Below are 1,278 nucleotides of genomic sequence, written 5' to 3'. Positions count from 1 at the left end.
GAACCCGGGGCGTCCGAACCCGCGGCGCCCGCGTCCGCGACGTCCGGCGGGCTGCCGCGCCGCGTGCGGCAGGCCAACCTGGCGCCCCAGCTCAAGGACGGACCGGACCGGCGCGGCGACCGCGCCGCCGGCCCCGAGGAGACCGCCTCCACCCGACCCGCCGACCGCGACGCCGACGAGGTGCGCAGCCGTATGGCCTCGCTCCAGAGCGGCTGGCGGCGCGGTCGCGAGGAGAACGCCGCGAGCGACAGCTCCGACGGCACAGCACAGGGAACGACATCTGAGGGGGACGGTCGATGACCGCACCGAAGGCCACCGCACCCACCACACCCGGTGGCTCGAGGGAGCTCAACTGGCTCCTCGACGACCTGGTCGACCGCGTCGCCAGCATCCGCAAGGCGCTCGTGCTCTCCGGGGACGGCCTGCCGACCGGGGTCTCCAAGGACCTCAGCCGGGAGGACAGCGAACATCTCGCCGCCGTCGCCTCCGGCTTCCACAGTCTCGCCAAGGGGGTCGGCCGGCACTTCGACGCCGGCGGCGTCCGGCAGACCGTCGTCGAACTCGACGACGCCTTCCTGTTCGTCACCGCGGCGGGCGACGGCAGCTGTCTCGCCGTCCTGTCCGACGCGGACTCCGACGTCGGCCTCGTCGCGTACGAGATGACCCTGCTGGTCAAGCGGGTCGGCGCACATCTCGGGGCGGCTCCGCGCACGGATCTGCCCGGCGGGGGGTAGTGGGTCGGCATGAGTGCAGACGGTGAGGGGACGCAGGAGACGCACCACTGGTTCGACGACGAGGCCGGACCCGTGGTGCGCCCGTACGCCATGACGCGCGGCCGCACCACCAGCGCGGCCCAGCATCGCCTCGACCTGATCGCGGTCGTCGTCGCGGAACACCGCGCGGGCGACCCGGCGACGGACCAGACCCTGTCGCCGGAGCACGTCGACATCGTCGAACTGTGCCGGGACAGACCGCAGTCGGTGGCCGAGCTGGCCGCCGAGCTGGACCTCCCCATCGGCGTCGTCCGCGTGCTGATAGGCGACCTCGCCGACGAGGAGCTGGTCCACGTGACCCGCCCCGTGCCCCCGGCGGAACTGCCCGACGAGAACATCCTGCGCGACGTGATCAACGGCCTGCGGGCCCTGTGAAGCACATCCGGACCAACAGGAGACATCCATGATCTTCGGGCGTTCCGCGCGCGAAGCGGCCCCCGTCGAGCCCGTCACGCTCAAGATCCTGGTGGCCGGCGGCTTCGGCGTCGGCAAGACCACGCTCGTC

Annotated in this window: 2 protein-coding genes and 2 pseudogenes; all 4 read left to right on the top strand. The window is 72.8% G+C overall.

Going from position 1 to position 1,278, the window contains the following annotated elements; all coding sequences use genetic code 11:
• A pseudogene (locus tag GTW43_RS33250) lies at positions 1-300 on the top strand (histidine kinase); the annotation flags it as partial.
• The gene (locus GTW43_RS33245; protein WP_161305704.1) at positions 297-734 is read left to right on the top strand and encodes a roadblock/LC7 domain-containing protein; all 438 of its coding nucleotides are present in this window, start codon (positions 297-299) and stop codon (positions 732-734) included. The pseudogene GTW43_RS33250 and the gene GTW43_RS33245, both read left to right, overlap by 4 nt.
• 9 nt (positions 735-743) lie before the next feature.
• Positions 744-1,148 (top strand): DUF742 domain-containing protein, encoded by a 405-nt coding sequence (locus tag GTW43_RS33240; protein WP_161305703.1) that lies wholly within the window; start codon positions 744-746, stop codon positions 1,146-1,148.
• A gap of 28 nt (positions 1,149-1,176) precedes the next feature.
• Positions 1,177-1,278: pseudogene (locus GTW43_RS33235) on the top strand (ATP-binding protein); the annotation flags it as partial.

The organism is Streptomyces sp. SID5785 (genome assembly GCF_009870065.1).
GTDB lineage: Bacteria > Actinomycetota > Actinomycetes > Streptomycetales > Streptomycetaceae > Streptomyces.
This window is presented reverse-complemented; position numbering and strand designations above follow the sequence as displayed.